A 16,240-nucleotide genomic window follows, 5' to 3' on the forward strand; every position below is an offset into this window, starting at 1 on the left:
TCCTGTGTTGCTTTCTGTCATTTCAAAACCCTTTCCTGTTATTCCAGTACATGATACTGGAATCCAGTTTTTATTATATAACTGTTTAGTGTGTCCATTTGTAATTGAATTTTCTGGATCCCAGTGTCTAGGCACTGGAATGACATCTCTCTTGGTAAAAATTATCCTTATATCACAATGTTCGTACAGTTGTTTGTTTGATACTGGCTCTTTTATCCCGATTACGCTCAGGAATGACATCAAAAGACTGTTGATGCCCTATGGGTATGTAATGGTAAGACAAAAAGTAGTATAAGTATAATTAATTTCATAACTTAAGCGACAGGCCAGCAAAAGCAAAATTACCTTCAACGTATTGCACATCATCATTATCTTCCAACTCTTCAACCAATGCAGATAATTTATCGATCAACTTTTTATCACTAATTTCAATCAGGTCCTTTGGCTGCCATGAAAGTCGAGCAAGTTCTGGCTCTCCAAATTTTGCATAAAAAGCATTACGTACCTTGCCAAAATCTTTTACTCTACAGGTTATAATATATAATCCTTCTATGTTATTTTCCTCAACATTCAATACTTCTAATTCGATTCCATGACTAAATAAATCGTCAAAATTTACACTTTCTGCTTTATAAACGATTAAGCCTACATGATCAAAAAGATAACTTACGCTTCCTGTTTCCCCCAAACTTCCGTTTTTGCGAGAAAAAATATAACGCACCTCAGAAGCAGTTCGATTACGATTATTCGTCAGAACATGAACAATGAGTGCAGTACCAAAAGGTCCATGGCCTTCATACTGTATTTCTTCATAATTTTCCCCAGCAACATTACCAGCTGCATTTTTTATTGCTGTTTCTATCCTATCTTTTGGCAGATTTTCTTTGCGTGCAGCAAATACAGCAGAGCGAAGACGCGGGTTGAATTCAGGATCAGGTAGCCCTTGCTTTGCAGCAACTGTTATTTCTCTAATGAGTTTTGTAAATCTTTGAGAGCGCTTTGCATCTTGGGCACCTTTCCGATACTTTATATTTGAAAATTGTGAATGACCAGCCATATTCAAATGGTTAAAAATCTAAATTATACACCGAAGCTGGAGAAAGCTAAAGCAAATTTTCAAGTTTACTGTTCTACAGCATTCCCTTTGAGGTTCTCTGCTAATAGACTTTCATACTGCCCAGCTTCTAGATCAAGACCAAGAGCCGAATAAGCTGCTATTAAATAGTTAATAGATCTGGGGAAATAGTTATAATCCTTACTGCTTATTATATTTTGAAAACGCTTAATTGCTGCTAGATATTCACCACGCCTAAAATAGAACTTACCGATAGAATATTCTTTCTTTAGTATATGATCCGTGATTAGTCTTACCTTTTCCTTCATTTCTTCTATATATTCACTCTCTGAAAAAAGATTAACATACTCTGCAGCTAGCTCTAAAGCCTTATATGCAGTTTGTTGTCCAAGCTGCACCCTATTAATTTGCATATAATAAGATAACACCCTTAAGTAATACACGTACGGTAAATCCTCACCATTTGGATAAATATATATATAATCGTCCATATCACTTGCAGCACTGCTATAGTCATCCATATTGTAGTGAGAAATACCAGACAACAATTTTGCTTTCATTGCCCAATAAGAAAAAGGATACAAATCCTCAATTTTCCGAAATGCTCTGATAGCCTGTTTGTATTTTTTCTGGTCAAAAAGCTCAACTGCTTCCTCATATAGCTCAGTCTCACTCTTCTCAAGATGAACATCATCACTTGCATATGATCGCGTAAAGGAGCAAACTAGAAAAATAAAGCACGTGATTAAAGCCTTATACATAAAGATTTTTTTATCAAAATAAAGTAAAGTATAGATTAAATATCATCTAAATAAACAAATTTCTAGGATTACCATAAAGTTAAAGCGGCATTTTTTGCTTAGGACCACAATTGTATAGACATTGTTACTTGATAAACTGAGGCTCAAGTAGCTTACAGAAACGAAAAGCTACTTAACAAACCTTGCAACTCTCCTTATCATAGCGCTGAAGCTATTCATTTATTTTCAGTCTATGTAGATAAAATGATAAAAAACTTAATGTACTTGGCGTCTTAAATGTTTAATTTTTTGTACCATGCATATCTCATGTCTTTGTAAACTTTTAAGGTTTTTACCCAATATAAGCTAAGGTACACTTGTTAAAGCACTCGAGACAGTAAAAAATGCAATTTAAAAAATAGATAGTAAATAACTAGCTAACAGGGGTTTTTTTGCCTTTCTTCTCATTGGTAAATTTCTTAAATATTTATAACTAAAGATTTACCGGCAACCACTGCTTGTTAGCGGGATCTATACCGCAGCGATATGACAACATTAAGCACTGGAATGATATCGTTTACTACGAACATCACATTATATCACATGTTTGTGCAGATATGAATCGGGCCACGATCTACTATATCGATCACACTAGCGCCTGTTATACTTTTTCCACTGACTTTTACATTCTTCAACTCCCTCTTATAAGAATGTGTAATGAGTCCACTTCCTACTATCAAAAGAGCAATAGCTGCTAAACCTAGAGCAGGACTTAATGATGATGCTAATGTTATTAACATTACCCTTCTTATTAACATTACAGAAGAACCAGCAAGCATTAACCCAGCCATAGGTATATTGCTATTATTTTTGCTGAGTTCCTCAGCATGGCTAAGTTTCTCCGTTTCCCTTTCCTTATTTTCTTTATTTTCTTTTTTATAATTATAAAAAGCTATGGCGAAAGAAAGTATACTAGCTGTGAAAAAAAGCGCTTCCTCTGCCACTTTAAGTGGCGATACTTCATCCATTATCTGACCCACAATAACCAACACAGTTGATATTACCTTAATATAAGCCAAACATTGATCTATATAAGGACAGTTGTACTTTTTCTTTTCTATTTCTCTTCCATTTTTAATATTTTCCAACTCTCGTTCTTTTTGTATTATCTTTCTATTATTGTAAATTAGATATAGCATACAAATAAGAGATAGGACTGAAAAAGGCAGTAAAGTATGACCTAGTCCAACACTTATTACAACGAGTAATATCTGATCACTACATATTTTTTTTAGCTCAATAGCCATGAGTAACGCAAATGGGATCATTGTAGCCAATGATACATATTGCCTATATAACTCTCTTTTTTTTAGTGTTAGTAGTTCTTGTTCGAGCTTTTTCTTTTTTTCCGCTTTTTCTCCTTTCAGCGTTGATGGCTCCAGTTTCTTCCTTTTCTCTGTTTCCTCTTTTAGTGCTAATAACTCCTGTTCAAACCTTTCTTTTTTGACTTCTCCATCAACTGTTGGACAAAAATCTCGAAAAAAATCTTCAGCAGAAAATTTAGTTCCAAAGTTACTAGTCATATAAATCCTATTGATCTATGAACCAACATATTATACAAGATTTTAATTATTCAGTCAATACTAATGAAATATTAACGTACCTTATCTATTAATTAATCTTCAAAAAATTCAGTCAATTTGTTTAATGCCAGCTAGAATATAATTATAACCAGACCACACAGTCATAACAGCTGCAATCCATAAACAAACTGCACCCATATATTGAACTGTCTCATAATCGTTCATTATTAGTGCCACTACAGCAACCATCTGTAAAAATGTTTTGATTTTTCCAGCTTTACTTACAGGTAAGCTAACATTCTTAGCTATTAGAAACTCCCGCAAACCCGAAACTAATATCTCCCGACAAACGACTATAACTGATGGTACTATCGTGTAATCATTGATCTTATGCTTATAAACCAGCATCATTATCGTTGAAACCACTATTAATTTATCAGCAATTGGATCAAATAGCCTGCCAAATTTTGATTGAACTTTCCACGCACGCGCTAGGTAACCATCAAAAAAATCTGTAATGCACGCAAATATAAAGATTGATATTGTTATCAAGTTTGCATATCTATTTTCTATATAAAAGCTCAATATTATTGCTGGTATTGCAAGTGCACGGGAAATTGTAAGTGAATTAGGCAGGTTTTTCTTAAACATGTAGTGCAATTTCAATCCAGCATGATAAGCTTATACAGAAGTAGAGCACAATTCACAAGTTAATAGTTTGCAATTGAACATTTACAAAAACCTAGTATACTTAAAAGTTTACTAGCCATGAACTCAAAATATAAGGATGTAATGATGAATGATGATTTAGATAGTACAACAAAACAAGAGGCACTTAAGTATCACATTAGAGGTGGCAATCCTGGTAAAATATCCATCTTGCCAACAAAATCTTTGTCTACTCAGTATGACTTGTCACTTGCCTATTCTCCTGGAGTTGCAGCTCCATGCCTTGAAATAGCCAAAAATCCTGATGTGGTCTATGACTATACGGCAAAAAGCAACTGTGTTGCTGTTATTTCAAACGGCACTGCAGTACTTGGGCTCGGTAATATTGGTCCTCTTGCCTCAAAACCTGTTATGGAAGGCAAAGCTATGCTGTTTAAGCGTTTCGCTGATATTGACGCAGTTGATATAGAAGTCGATACAGAAAATATAGAAGACTTTATCAATGCAGTAAGATACCTTGGGCCAAGCTGGGGAGGAATAAATTTAGAGGATATAAGATCCCCCGATTGTTTTATAATAGAGAAACGTCTGAATGAATTGATGGACATTCCAGTGTTTCACGATGACCAACATGGAACTGCAGTGGTTGTTGCAGCTGGCATAGAAAATGCTCTTGATATTGCTGGAAAGAAATTAGAGGACGTTAAGATCATCATGAATGGTGCTGGAGCAGCCGGTATTGCATGTTTAGAAATACTCAAGTCCATGGGCGCTAAAAATATAGTGCTATGTGATAAACAAGGAGTAATATACAAAGGTAGAAATGAGGACATGAATGAGTGGAAGGAAAAATACGCAACTGATACTAAAGAACGTTCTCTACTTGATGCAATAAAAGACACTGATGTATTTATCGGGTTATCTGCAAAGGATGCATTAAATGAAGAGATGCTAAAAAACATGGGTCAAAACCCAATTATTTTTGCTCTTGCTAATCCTGACCCAGAAGTAAGGCCTGAGCTTGCAAAAGCTGTGAGGCCAGACGCAATAATTGCAACTGGTAGATCAGATTATAACAACCAAGTTAACAACGTAATGGGGTTTCCTTATATATTCAGAGGAGCACTCGATGTACATGCAATGACAATAAATAATGAAATGAAAATCGCAGCTGCAGATGCAATAGCAAAGCTCGCTCGTGAACCAGCACCTGACGAGATATCTGCAGTCTATGGTGGCCGTAAAATGAGCTACGGACGTGAATACATAATACCTACCCCTTTTGACCCAAGACTAGTTTCTATAGTATCTCCTGCCGTTGCAAAAGCTGCAGTTTGCTCAGGTGTTGCAAAAAAGGAAATACAAGATTGGAGCAAATATGCAAATCAATTAAAATCTCGTCTTGCTAATGCTCTTAACACGCTAAATCTATTGTCCTCACAATATTAGCAACTTATAACCAATAATTTAATTGCATACAGTTGTTTTAGATTTATAATATAAAGTATTGTAATTTAAAGTAAATGAATGGTTATTGTAATTCATGAATTAGGGGAAATTATCAGACAATTATTTTCTGACGCTGACATAAAGATTAATGATCTTGCTGGAGATGATGGCCATTACTATTTAAAAATAACCTCCAAGCACTTTCTCGAAAAGACAAAAATAGAACAGTACAGAATAGCATATAAGGCCTTAGAAGGTCAGTCTATACATGCATTGCAATTAGAAACTAGTACTTAGAATTAAGGTAATATTTATGAGCAATTTCGAACAAATAAAAAAAGACATAACAGAAAATGATGTGGTGTTATACATGAAAGGTACATCTGATTTTCCTCAATGCGGATTCTCTGGACTTGTTGTATCAATCCTCAAAAAATTGAATGTGAAATTTAAGTACATCAACGTTTTAGAAAATGATGAGATACGTCAGTCCATAAAAAAGTTTTCTAATTGGCCAACAATTCCACAACTATACATAAAAGGAGAGTTTATTGGTGGCTGTGATATTACTCGCGAGATATATGAAAAAGGCGAGTTACAGAGTTTGCTAAAAGAAAAAAAGATTGTTGAATAAAACTTTAAAAAAACTTGGGCTCCTGAAAGTTAAACCCTATACCAGATTTAACAAACGAGTAGCCTAATGCTATTAATTTTATAGGCTTATCTTTGTTATTTGCCACTATTCAAACTCCATCGCTCTTACGGTCAATGATTTTTATTGGTGTAAATACTACATAATTATTGTCATCAACTATCTTTACCCCAAGAATACCTTCATCATTTAAGCCAAGAGCCAAAGAAGGAATCTTACATGCAAACTTTTTGCCCAAAAGCAGCTTTACATTGGCAGTTGGTCCTTGCAAAAACATAATTTCATCATTAATTATCTTCACCTCTACCCTATAAGATCCAGTTTTAGATTCAACAATTTTACTAACAAAACTTACTTTGCCCTCCAATTTCCTTTCGTCTAGCAAATCAATTTGAGCTGTGCTGCCTAGTTTTACCTTGTTTACTTCACCTTCCGAAAGGTATAACACCACAAGAACTTGATCAAAATTAGCCACGTCAGTTATTTTTTGACCAGCGTTAATAAAATCCCCTTTGTTTACGTGGATTTTATCTACGTAGCCATCAATAGGAGACTTAACTGCAGTACTTCTAAATTCAATTCTAGCCTCTTTAGGTCAGCTTTTGCACTTTTGCAACGCAGTAAAAAAGCTGCCTCTACTTGTACTTGCGCTTTATAGCCTCTTTTACTAAGCTTGATCGAGTAGTCATATTCAACTTCGCGCTGCTTTAACAAAGCTCTGGCCTTTTCAACTTGTTCAGCTCTGCCATGATCTTCTATTTTCAACACTACATCATCCTTTTTTACCTTCCCACCATCAGATAAATAAATAGCAGCAACTTTACCACTCACTTCCAAGGTAAGGTTGGCCTATGTAAGGGATTTACTGTACCAGAAAAATTCAAATATACAGTGAGATTTCGCGCTTCATTATTTTTGAACTTTTACTGAAAAGCCATTAGTTATATTATTACATAAACCACTTGACTTTTCTTTAAAAACACATTTTTAATAAAAAACAGTAGAATAGGAGCAATACCAGAAATAATGATTACTTTACTTCTCATCTTTAAGTAATAAAATTTGTTGACCAATTTTGTTAAAACGATCGCATAAATTAAATTTTTGAATTAGGAATACTAAGTGAGTATATTGCTTCCATTGCCACTTCACAAATAGTTCTGTAAATAAGCCCACAATGGGACTAGTGCGACTTGAACGCACGACCTTCGGATTAGGAATCCAACGCTCTATCCTACTGAGCTATAGTCCCGTGTTTTCTATTATTTGTGCAAGATTATAGCAAAAATCCTGCATTCTCCTAGATCTCTAGCATAACCAATTTACAACAGCATAAAACATTTTTGTATATTTCTTGAGTACAATGTTATTATACTTAATAACACAGTTTAAGTTGAAAGGTTAATGTTAGTTAACAACATCAGTTATCTTTATAACAATCAAGATGACTTTGCTTTAAATAACATAAACATTAAAGTAAAAAGAGGAAAAGTTGCGTGTCTATTGGGGCATTCAGGCTGCGGCAAGTCAACAATTCTGAAACTAATTGCAGGAATAGAAAATCCAAAATCTGGAACCATTTTTATAAATGATAAGCTAGTTGCAAGCAGTAGCACATCAATTGCCATAGAGCATAGAAATATCGGATTGATCTTTCAGCATTCTGCATTATTTCCTCACAAAACAGTAGTAGAGAACGTAACTTTTGCTATTCGCAGTTCTTCCAAGAAAGAAAAGCATCTCATTGCATTGGAAATTTTGAAACTATTGAACATAGCAAAATATGAAAACATGTATCCTAATGCTTTATCTGGAGGGCAGCAACAATTAGTTGCAATAGCAAGAGTAATGGCACAAAACCCTGATGTTGTTTTGCTCGACGAGCCATTTTCTAACTTAGATATACTATTAAAGTGTCAAATAAGACAACGTATATTATCTCTCTTTAGAAGTAAAAACATTCCTGTGCTAATGGTAACTCATGACCCGCAAGAAGCATTGAAAGTCGCAGATTTTATCTATGTAATGAAAAATGGTAGAATTATTCAGTCGGGAATTTCTAGTGATATATATCACAGGCCTAAAGATGATACGCTAGCAAAGTTCTTTAGTGAACTCTCTTCTACTCTACAGTTAGGTGAGAAGTTTCCACTTGATGGCGCATTTGCTGTAAGAAAATAATCTAGTCTAAAATTATTATAAAATAGAACTAAACATTAAAAAATTTTGATCTATAATTAAATAAAAGGTGATATAATTACTTGACTTCAGTCGGGTTTTAATATCTAAATTAACATCTTAAATGGAGGTACACAATGAGTTTAGGCCCATGGCAATTATTTCTAGTCTTAATAATAATATTAGTTCTGTTTGGCGCAGGTAGGTTACCACAAGTTATGGGTGACTTAGGAAAAGGTATTAAAAACCTTAAACAAGAACTTAAGGACTCAGAGAAACTATCATCTAACGAACCAGATCGTTAGCGTCTTCATACTTCATGATATGCACTTTCAGTGCGTATCATTTGTTAAAAACTTGGTTAGGTTAAAGAATTAAAGAGAGGTGAAATATCAGATTGAAATACGGCGACAATTGTGTTAATTAGAAGGAATAGTTTGTTGAAGGGTAACTGTGCAAAAAAGTGAGAAACTAGCCGAAAATAAAAAATTAGCGTCTGACATTCTAAAAGAAGTTGCAGACACCAATAATGCTAATAACGATAAAGTGACATTGTTTGATGTTAAAGCAGCTTTGCAAGAGCGCGGTTTTGGTATTTTAATAATTATTTTTTCCTTGCCACTATCGGTGCCTATACCAGTTCCACCTGGCTATACAACTATACTTTCTATACCTCTAATCCTATTCGCACTACAGCTTTTGTTTGGTTTCCACTCTCCTTGGATGCCTCACTGGTTGGAAAGGAAATCTTTCCAATGTTCAACGCTAGCTCTTGTGGTAGAAAAAACTTCCCCTGCGTTAAAAAAAATAGAAAAGTTCATGAGACCAAGAATGTCTTTTATTTTCTATGGACCAGGCGAAAAGATTTTAGCATTTATAATGCTGCTCTGCGCATTATCTATAGCCATTCCACTGCCTTTAACTAACTTTATTCCTGCAATCGGCACAACTCTCATTTCACTTGGCATTATGAGTAAAGACGGACTTCTCTCTATCTTGGGAGTCTTAGTATCACTGTGCGGGTTATTACTTACTCTTGTTGTACTAGTCAAAGGACCACAGCTCATACTTGGAGCATTTTCTTTTCTAAAAAGTTTTGTATATGGTTAGGCTTTACAACACTTTAACAAAAAAAAAGAGCTTTTTACACCGATCAATAAAGATCATGTAACAATGTATGTTTGCGGACCAACGGTATATGATACAGCACACATAGGTAATGCACGTTCTATTGTTGTTTACGACGTGTTATTTCAACTGCTTAAATTTTGTTATGGCAAAGCCACTTACGTGCGTAATATAACCGACATTGACGATAAGATAATAAATGCAGCAAATGAGAAAGACAGCAGTATAGAAAGTATCAGCACATATTATACTAGGGCTTTTCACGAAGATATGAGAAGCATAAATTGTGTAGAACCAACACATGAGCCAAAAGCAGCGGAAAATATAAAATACATTATCGAATTAATCGAATATTTATTGCAATCTGGTCACGCTTATGAATCCAATAAACATATATACTTTAGCATAGAGTCTTACCCTGAGTATGGCGCTCTATCAGGAAAAAAAATTGATGAATTGGAGCATGGTAGCAGAGTTGAAGTTGGCGAAAATAAAAAGCATCCAGGAGATTTCGTACTGTGGAAACCTGCAAACGACACTGATTACAAGCTTTCAAGTTACTGGAATAGCCCATGGGGAGAAGGAAGACCAGGATGGCACATAGAATGTTCAGCAATGTCATATGCTTACCTCGGCAAAGATTTTGATATTCATGGTGGTGGTATAGATTTGCAATTTCCTCATCATGAAAATGAAATTGCACAAAATAAATCTGCATTTGCTGGATCAATGTTTGCAAAATATTGGGTACATAATGGTTCTCTTACAGTAAACAAAGAGAAAATGAGCAAATCTTTATTTAATATAGTCAAGGTAAGAGATTTACTGGATAGCGGAATAAAGGGTGAAGTAATACGTTACGCACTGTTCAAAACTCACTACAGAAAACCACTAGATTGGACAGAAAGTGTTATTTCTGAATCGCAAGAAACTTTAAATAAATTTTATCGGTTACTACGTGGTATAGATATAGCAAGCATCGAAAAGAGTGATGTAGAAGTCTCTAGAGACTTTATAGAAACTTTAAAAAACGACCTAAATATTCCTGAAGCTTTAGCTATATTGCATGAAATGGCTACCAAAATTAATAAAACAAATAATGAGAATGAGAAGCTCAAATTAACTGAAAGTTTTATTAAGAGCGCAAGGTTTATTGGTCTTCTTGAGTCAAGCTATCAAGAGTGGTTCACTGCCGGTATAAGTTATCAAGAAATAAAAAGATTGATAGATTTAAGAAAAGTAGCAAAACAAAATAAAGATTACGATGCTGCAGATAAAATAAGAGATCAATTAAAACAAATGGGAGTTACAATTTCTGACAATGAAGACGGTACAACAACCTGGTAAATTCATATGGAAAATTATCTCCTGTTGTTCACAGATAACCTAGTATCATCGCTGATCTTACCTATACACCAAAGTTTTGTGTTTTATACTATGTTGTATTTCAGGTCATATTATAATCCACTACTTACGTTACTCTTTGGAGTACTGGGATCAAGCATTGGTGGAATGGTCAATTGGTACTTAGGTAGAATAACAATTTCTATTAGGAAATCATACCACAAATTAGAGAACGAGTATAAAACACCAAGAATCATAAAAAACCTACTGATCTATGCAGTTGCATTACTCTCGTGGGTGCCAGCATTTGGAAGCGTAATACAAGTTTTATCAGGTTATTTTAAATTAAACCTCAGTATCTTTACTTTATTAACCATTTTATCTAATCTTTTTTACTTGTTATGCCTAATCATTACTGTTCAATAGTTATTATCAATTAGCTGAGCTAGCTATTAGTTTTTAAAACTCTCCCTCTACTTTTCTAAATATTTAATATATCTTCGTGCAGTGCAGTCCAAGATATTCTCTTATCATATTAGGCATAAGTTTTTGCTTCCAAGTGTTCTTAAATTCTTGAAACCATTGCTTCTCAAAATTTTGAAAATCAGTCAAAATTTTTAACCTAAACTTATCAATCAAATTTGAAACTTCTACAACTTTTTCAGGGCTTACAGGCTTTAAAGACAATACTTCATTCTTTAATATATCTAACTTTACTAAAATATTAGGCTTAAACGGTATATAAAGTGAAGATCTTATATTGTATCTTAGATAAGAGCTGTAATACGCTTGATATTATACATTAACGTAGCAAAGCATCAGAAGAAATGCTATTTTTATATTATGCAAGAGAGGACAATAAACACTTGTAATCTATTTTATTTAAAAATGGTGTTTGTAAACTTAACTTAATTCTATCACTCAAAGATGTGAATTTTTGAAAACATAACTGCCATACTCGCTAAAAGTTCAGGCAAAATATCTTCCTGTCTAGCTTTGGAAGCAACTCTTTTATGATCTCTTTTGGTAATGGCTTATTGAAAACTGATTGATGACCCATGCAAAATTCTCTTCAAACTCTCTGTGTAATCAGTGTTACTATCAGGAAAAATTACATTGTTCTCTTTGTCATTTCAAGGCAATATTTTTTAAAAAAAATTGTTTGACCTTTTTCTTAATTTTAAAATATTCTCACTTTTATCACCGCCTCACACAAAATCTCACTTACTTTTTGCTCCATGTCTTTAGGACTGACCTTATCACCTATATGCAATCCAATGCCATTTTTCTAATAATTTCCAATCAAACAACTTATGTGGATCAGGCTTACGCACCCCACGTAGACCTCAATAGCTGAGTTATATACTATAGTGCCTATTTCAGCGTGATTAAATACCATATCTTTCTTAATCTTAAAGCGTTTCATAAGATATAAAATCAGATCTTTGACAGATTTTATTTATTCTCCTGGGAAAGGTTCAAGTCCTGTGTTCACAATTTCTATGCCTATAGAACAATCATTCAGCTTCTGTAGTTCTTTAATCACACTATCTACTTGAACTCTTGCACAACTGATACCAGCATGCCATGCCCTTTTTTCTAATGGAACCATCAAAATAATGCTACCATTTCTATTAACAGTAAGCTGCACTGATATTCTTCTGAAATTTAACGCATCTTTTGTGCTTTTTAATGTCGGGATTCGATATGGTGCACTATTACCATCAATATCTTTCTGTCATCTCTACCATCATAATTTAAATTTGGTGCAGGGTCTAAAAATAGCAGACTTTTTAAGGATGGTAGATTTTTTTTAATCTTGAAAATCTTCCTCAATGCTATTTGAATAAAATTGTTGCTCAGATACAGTAAGCATTGAAGTCACAACAAGCAACAAAAGCACAGAGGCAAACAGAGCTGATAGATATTTGCTTACTATAAACTTCATGCAGTTCTAACATCCCACAAATCGCAGAAACTATCTGTAATATAACTAAATTAATATAGTACATATAAAATGATATTTATTTAACTTTTTTCTAGCCAGTGTGCCTATCAAGGTTTGCTGCAGCTACAATTAGTACTTTTATCATTACATTTTGATGTTAAATCAGGATAGAACGTAAGAATAGCACTATTTTTTCTCACAAATACTGATTGATAACTATAATCTTCCATTTTATATAGCACATTCCATCTTTTTCTAATTTCTCACAAACGCTTTGGTTGTAGAATCTAAGATATCATCAGCATGAGGGTTATATGCATGCTCATCTGGGCACTTAATTTTCACTTTTCCATCCTTACCTAAATATTTCACTTCAAGCATACAAACCAGCGTTTGGTATCCAATTTATTGCACTGGAATTTATTGTTCCAGATTGCACTTGCCCATTTATCTTCTTGAGCCTCAACCATACTTACTCCAAAATCATACCACCTAATCCTATTTCATCTGGCTCACCATAAAAAATATGCCCAAATCCCATAGTTTCTTTTTTAATTCCACTATTTGTGAACTAAATCTTAGTTAGTTTATCCTTAAATAACTTTAAATCTGCATCCGGTGTAATCACCCGATGATTAAGCTTATCATATATTTTTCCTACTAATTCTTAATGCTGTGAACAATCAAGCAAAATTCTGAAATCCTCCTTACCAGGATGCGACCCCAATCACGCAAACTCTTAACATTTCTCTATCAAAATCAGTCAGCTCTGGAAGCGACGGGATATAGTTTGGACCTGAAGAATCTATCTCGAAAAAATGGTTCAAAGTTAGTTCGTGAATTTGCACCACTAAAACAATGACCCTTAATATAAAAAAGAAATCCTATTATCGGTATTATTAAGCATAAAACTAGTTTATCTCTCTTTAACACAACTGCAATACAACTTCATAAAAAAGTTAGGGTACAAGCAAACAATTTAAATTAAAAAAGCTTTAATTTAACATAGATTGCAGCGCAGCAATCCCTGGCATCTTGTCACCGCTAAGCCAACTCAAAAATGCCCCTCCACCAGTTGAAACATATGTAAAATCTTTATCAGTAAGACCTGCAGCATTTATTGCAGATAAACTATCCCCTCCTCCTATTACGCTGGTCAATTTTCCTTTATGTGTTGAGTCACTTACGACTTTCATCACCTCTATTGTACCATTTGCAAAAGCTGAATGTTCAAAAACACCAATAGGTCCATTCCATAGTAGAGCCTTACTGCTTGCTACTATACTACTTATTGTGCTTAAAGTTTGAGGTCCTATATCTAAAATCACATCATTATCCAAAACAGATTCAGTTTTTCTTAAAATGCAAGTGCTATAATCAGAGTTTACTGCAATCAGAACATCTTCAGGTATAACTATTTTGCAATTGTTTTTATCTGCTATTTTAACAACATCATGCAGAAGACTATCAACGCCATTTTGAAAGAAAGATTTGCCTATATTAACTTTATTAAATAATAAAAAATTGTTAGCAATTGCACCACCGAGGACTAGATAATCGACCTTTTCTGCTAATCTTATAAGCATTTTTATTTTAGTTGATATTTTAGCCCCCCCAACTATTGCAGTAATAGGTTTAGCCTCAAATGATACAGCCTTCTCAAGATATCTTAGTTCATCTTGTAAGCAAAATCCTGCATAGGAAGGCAAAAATTCTGTAATGCGTGAAATAGAAGCGTGAGCTCTGTGAGAGCAAGAAAATGCATCATTAACATATACATCCGCTAGAGACGCCAATTGTTTGGCAAAATTTGCGTCATTTTGCTCTTCTTCCTTATAAAATCTTAGATTTTCTAGTAATATTACATCTCTTATAGCTATCGCATTCACTACTTTTTGTACTTTTTTACCAATACAATCATCAACAAATTTTACCTCTTTATTTAATAGCTGTGATAAAGTTTTAACCACATTTTTTAGTGAAAGATTATTGTCTTTGGCACTTGGGCGTCCAAAGTGTGATATAATAATAACCTTTGCACCTGCATTTACCAAATGCCGAATGGTAGGTAATGACCTCAAAACACGAGTAGCATCGTGCACTTTCCCATTCTTTATAGGAATATTGAAGTCAACTCTAAGTAAGACAGCTTTACCGTGAAGATCACAATTTTCTATATTAGGTATATTCATCATAAAATTAAAGCTATAAAGCCACTATGCAGCAGTTTGACCTAAAGTAAATCGCTTTTTTTTCCACGTACTCCCTTTGAAGTTGAATATTGAAAATTAACCGGAGAATTGTGGATCACTTTATATATGTCATAACAAGCCATGGTACTCTCGGCAAAACCATTTAATATCAACTTTAGTTTGCCCAAATAAGCAGCTACATCTCCAATTGCATATATCCTATCTCTACTAGTTCTAAGTGTAGCTTGGTCAACAACTACGCGGCTACGTTCTAACTGTATATCCCAACTGCCTATTGGACCCAAATCCATTGATAGTCCAAAAAACGGCAGTAAGAAATCAGCGGATATTTTTTTTTCTTCCTTAGAGGTAATATTTTTTATTATCACCGCACTCAACTGCCCATCGTTTCCCGTTAGCTTGTGTAGTTGATATGGCACTACAAGTTCTATCCTTCCGCTACTTTCAAGTAATTTTAATTTATTTCTCGTTTCAGAAACGCAACGAAATTCTTTTCTTCGATGTATCACATAAATTTTCTTTGCAACTTTAGAGAGTTCTACGGTCCAATCAGCTGCAGAATCGCCTCCTCCTGCAATCACTATGATTTTGTCCTGAAAATCAGAAATTTTATTCACGTTATAAAATACGGATTTATTTTCATATTCTAATATACCACTAAGGGGTGGACGGTTAGGTTCAAACATTCCATTGCCTGCAGCAATGATAATAGCCTTGCATTTCACCTTCGTACCTGCGCTCGTTACTACAATAAAACTTTGACTGTCATTATTCGCAATTTCTTCCACTCTTTGACTTAAATGGTAAATAGGCTCAAATGGTGAAGCCTGTTCTATTAATTGCTCAATTAATTTTTGAGCAGTAATTACGGGATAGCCAGGTATATCGTATATTGGTTTTTCTGGGTAAAGAGCAGTGCATTGTCCTCCCGCTTGATCTAAAACATCTATTATATGACATCTCATATCAAGCATTCCTGCTTGAAAAGCGGTAAATATTCCAACAGGTCCTGCACCTATTACTACTATATCAGTTTCCATATTCAGGTGGTAATTTACTTAGATATTATTTGACTTTGTTAATAAGGTCAATTAGTCAAACTACAAAAACGATGCCATGAATTAAATGGCAAAATTACTTGACACATTTTGCTAGACCTCTTACCATAGTACTGAAGATATTAGTTACTTTCAATTTGTGCAGATTAAACAACAAGATTATTAACGTAGTTGGCACCTTATATTTAATTTTTTGCACTATG

General features: G+C 34.1%; 17 protein-coding genes, 1 tRNA gene and 2 pseudogenes. 8 read left to right on the forward strand and 12 right to left on the reverse strand.

Annotated features, from left to right (window positions below; genetic code table 11):
* Positions 1 to 307: 307 nt before the first annotated feature.
* The 4 genes from WBP_RS03895 to pgsA all read right to left on the reverse strand — a co-directional run bounded on the left by WBP_RS03895 (position 308) and on the right by pgsA (position 4,049).
* On the reverse strand, positions 308 to 1,057 hold the full coding sequence (locus WBP_RS03895; protein WP_167896128.1) for a YebC/PmpR family DNA-binding transcriptional regulator: 750 nt from the start codon (positions 1,055 to 1,057) through the stop codon (positions 308 to 310).
* Positions 1,058 to 1,122: 65 nt separating this feature from the next.
* Positions 1,123 to 1,836 (reverse strand): outer membrane protein assembly factor BamD, encoded by a 714-nt coding sequence (locus tag WBP_RS03900; protein ID WP_167896129.1) that lies wholly within the window; start codon positions 1,834 to 1,836, stop codon positions 1,123 to 1,125.
* Between the two features lie 578 nt (positions 1,837 to 2,414).
* Positions 2,415 to 3,398, reverse strand: a complete 984-nt coding sequence (locus tag WBP_RS03905) for a hypothetical protein (protein WP_167896130.1) — start codon at positions 3,396 to 3,398, stop codon at positions 2,415 to 2,417.
* Positions 3,399 to 3,506: 108 nt separating this feature from the next.
* Positions 3,507 to 4,049, reverse strand: a complete 543-nt coding sequence (pgsA, locus tag WBP_RS03910; protein ID WP_167896131.1) for a CDP-diacylglycerol--glycerol-3-phosphate 3-phosphatidyltransferase — start codon at positions 4,047 to 4,049, stop codon at positions 3,507 to 3,509.
* Positions 4,050 to 4,193: 144 nt separating this feature from the next.
* Between pgsA and WBP_RS03915 the strand changes: the two genes are divergently transcribed.
* The 3 genes from WBP_RS03915 to grxD all read left to right on the forward strand — a co-directional run bounded on the left by WBP_RS03915 (position 4,194) and on the right by grxD (position 6,150).
* Positions 4,194 to 5,516 (forward strand): malic enzyme-like NAD(P)-binding protein, encoded by a 1,323-nt coding sequence (locus tag WBP_RS03915; protein WP_167896329.1) that lies wholly within the window; start codon positions 4,194 to 4,196, stop codon positions 5,514 to 5,516.
* Positions 5,517 to 5,594: 78 nt separating this feature from the next.
* Positions 5,595 to 5,813 (forward strand): BolA/IbaG family iron-sulfur metabolism protein, encoded by a 219-nt coding sequence (locus WBP_RS03920; protein WP_167896132.1) that lies wholly within the window; start codon positions 5,595 to 5,597, stop codon positions 5,811 to 5,813.
* 16 nt (positions 5,814 to 5,829) lie between these two features.
* Positions 5,830 to 6,150: a Grx4 family monothiol glutaredoxin gene (gene grxD / locus WBP_RS03925; RefSeq protein WP_011256874.1), complete on the forward strand. Its 321-nt coding sequence runs from the start codon at positions 5,830 to 5,832 to the stop codon at positions 6,148 to 6,150.
* A gap of 109 nt (positions 6,151 to 6,259) precedes the next feature.
* Here the strand turns inward: grxD and WBP_RS05825 are convergent, their stop codons facing one another.
* From WBP_RS05825 to WBP_RS03935, 3 genes are all read right to left on the reverse strand, one after another.
* Positions 6,260 to 6,748, reverse strand: a complete 489-nt coding sequence (locus WBP_RS05825; protein ID WP_369799989.1) for an efflux RND transporter periplasmic adaptor subunit — start codon at positions 6,746 to 6,748, stop codon at positions 6,260 to 6,262.
* Entirely contained in the window at positions 6,700 to 6,999 is a 300-nt protein-coding gene (locus WBP_RS05830) for an RND family efflux transporter (protein WP_246165908.1), read from the reverse strand. The genes WBP_RS05825 and WBP_RS05830 overlap by 49 nt, the downstream gene beginning before the upstream one ends.
* Before the next feature lie 347 nt (positions 7,000 to 7,346).
* A tRNA-Arg gene (locus WBP_RS03935) sits at positions 7,347 to 7,420 on the reverse strand.
* A gap of 152 nt (positions 7,421 to 7,572) precedes the next feature.
* Here WBP_RS03935 and WBP_RS03940 point away from each other — a divergent pair.
* The 5 genes and pseudogenes from WBP_RS03940 (at position 7,573) to WBP_RS06295 (ending at position 11,244) form a co-directional block, all read left to right on the forward strand.
* The gene (locus tag WBP_RS03940) at positions 7,573 to 8,349 is read left to right on the forward strand and encodes an ABC transporter ATP-binding protein (protein ID WP_011256875.1); all 777 of its coding nucleotides are present in this window, start codon (positions 7,573 to 7,575) and stop codon (positions 8,347 to 8,349) included.
* 134 nt (positions 8,350 to 8,483) lie between these two features.
* Positions 8,484 to 8,651, forward strand: a complete 168-nt coding sequence (tatA, locus tag WBP_RS03945) for a twin-arginine translocase TatA (protein WP_006013840.1) — start codon at positions 8,484 to 8,486, stop codon at positions 8,649 to 8,651.
* A gap of 148 nt (positions 8,652 to 8,799) precedes the next feature.
* On the forward strand, positions 8,800 to 9,456 hold the full coding sequence (locus tag WBP_RS03950; protein WP_011256876.1) for an exopolysaccharide biosynthesis protein: 657 nt from the start codon (positions 8,800 to 8,802) through the stop codon (positions 9,454 to 9,456).
* Positions 9,449 to 10,821, forward strand: a pseudogene (cysS, locus tag WBP_RS03955) (cysteine--tRNA ligase). The gene WBP_RS03950 and the pseudogene cysS overlap by 8 nt, the downstream one beginning before the upstream one ends.
* Positions 10,822 to 10,827: 6 nt before the next feature.
* Entirely contained in the window at positions 10,828 to 11,244 is a 417-nt protein-coding gene (locus WBP_RS06295) for a YqaA family protein (RefSeq protein WP_088414695.1), read from the forward strand.
* A gap of 1,033 nt (positions 11,245 to 12,277) precedes the next feature.
* Here the strand turns inward: WBP_RS06295 and WBP_RS05835 are convergent.
* The 5 genes and pseudogenes from WBP_RS05835 to WBP_RS03980 form a co-directional block, all read right to left on the reverse strand.
* Positions 12,278 to 12,469: an N-acetylmuramoyl-L-alanine amidase gene (locus tag WBP_RS05835; protein WP_246165911.1), complete on the reverse strand. Its 192-nt coding sequence runs from the start codon at positions 12,467 to 12,469 to the stop codon at positions 12,278 to 12,280.
* A 162-nt stretch (positions 12,470 to 12,631) separates the two neighbouring features.
* Positions 12,632 to 12,766 (reverse strand): hypothetical protein, encoded by a 135-nt coding sequence (locus WBP_RS06050; RefSeq protein ID WP_256366182.1) that lies wholly within the window; start codon positions 12,764 to 12,766, stop codon positions 12,632 to 12,634.
* A 107-nt stretch (positions 12,767 to 12,873) separates the two neighbouring features.
* Positions 12,874 to 13,699: pseudogene (locus tag WBP_RS06420) on the reverse strand (EndoU domain-containing protein).
* Positions 13,700 to 13,761: 62 nt separating this feature from the next.
* Positions 13,762 to 14,958 carry a phosphoglycerate kinase gene (locus WBP_RS03975; RefSeq protein WP_179958990.1) on the reverse strand — a complete coding sequence of 399 codons (1,197 nt, stop codon included), beginning with the start codon at positions 14,956 to 14,958 and terminating at the stop codon, positions 13,762 to 13,764.
* A gap of 41 nt (positions 14,959 to 14,999) precedes the next feature.
* Positions 15,000 to 16,019, reverse strand: coding sequence for an NAD(P)/FAD-dependent oxidoreductase (locus tag WBP_RS03980; RefSeq protein ID WP_167896134.1), 1,020 nt, complete (start codon positions 16,017 to 16,019; stop codon positions 15,000 to 15,002).
* Positions 16,020 to 16,240: the final 221 nt, after the last annotated feature.

It is taken from the genome of Wolbachia endosymbiont of Brugia pahangi (assembly GCF_012030695.1).
Taxonomy (GTDB): Bacteria; Pseudomonadota; Alphaproteobacteria; order Rickettsiales; family Anaplasmataceae; genus Wolbachia.